Origin of the sequence: Candidatus Sodalis sp. SoCistrobi (assembly GCF_900143145.1) — a bacterium.
In the GTDB taxonomy this organism is placed as follows: domain Bacteria; phylum Pseudomonadota; class Gammaproteobacteria; order Enterobacterales; family Enterobacteriaceae; genus SoCistrobi.
This window is the reverse complement of sequence record NZ_FRDB01000388.1, coordinates 1-981: the sequence shown is the minus strand read 5'-3', so window position 1 is coordinate 981 and position 981 is coordinate 1. Positions and strand designations below refer to the sequence as shown.

Genomic DNA, 981 nt, shown 5'->3' with positions numbered 1-981 from the left:
GACTAAGGCCATGTCGATAAATTTCATCTGAATGGCAGCGAGGACAATGAACAGAAACTGTAACCACGTGGAAACCTCAAATAGAGGCAGAATATCACAAAAGTCAACTATTTGAAGGCATTACCGATATTTTTAACCCTGTTGCTGTTTTCAGGTATCAGCGCATACGATCCGGTGTTTTCCTTCATGAGTACTCCTCGACAATAATCAGACCATCTCCCCCTTTCCCGGAGGCATAGTGCGTATTTTCATCAACATAAGACCCCATCGCCCCGCCGCCGCCCGGAAAAGATCCATCATCAACACGCTTAGAAACGTGAGGCAGCGCGTTATAGCCGCCAAAAGAAGCGCCGCCGACACCGTTGATTAAAAAACCGGAAGCATAGGTTCCCCCTTGCCCGGACTGCCCGAAGACCATCATCACGTTTCCACCTGCGGGTTCACCGCCTTTGGCTAACCCTTGCCCAGCGATACCGCCTGAACCACCTTCACAGGTAACATGTGCGCCAAAATACGATCCACCGCCATCGCCACCATCCTGTGAAACACTGTCTGCCGATGCAGCACCACCGGTGCCTACTTCAACGCTCACGGACGAAAACAACGTTGCATCCAGTAACGCCTCGGCATAGGCCCCGGCGGCGCCGGATACCGAATCACGATTTTGTTTGGACATACCCGCACCGCCACCACCTGCGCCCCAGCATTTCACGCGGATTTTCTGTGTCCCCGGCGTGGGGGTATAGGTGCCGCTGCGGGTGAAGGACTGGATATTCAGCAGGCGGCCACCACTGAGAGTATCAGCTATCGCCTTAACGGCCTTTGGCGTCGCAGCCAGCGTCTCGCTGTCGCTATGAATCACCCCGGATAAATTAGAGTCTATACTTTAAAAGTGGAGGTCTCTATGACAACGACCAAACGTTACTCTCCGGAAGTCCGTGAACGGGCAGTTAATCTAGTGCTGGAAACTCAGCATGAGCA

2 protein-coding genes are annotated in these 981 nt (G+C 52.9%); both read right to left on the bottom strand.

What is annotated here, in order from left to right; all coding sequences use genetic code 11:
• Window positions 1-67: IS1 family transposase (locus CINSTRO3249_RS18085; protein WP_143146884.1), on the bottom strand; the 67-nt coding region annotated here is incomplete at its 3' end.
• Between the two features lie 117 nt (window positions 68-184).
• Window positions 185-862, bottom strand: coding sequence for a glycine-rich domain-containing protein (locus CINSTRO3249_RS16065; protein WP_254304390.1), 678 nt, complete (start codon window positions 860-862; stop codon window positions 185-187).
• Window positions 863-981 lie beyond the last annotated feature (119 nt).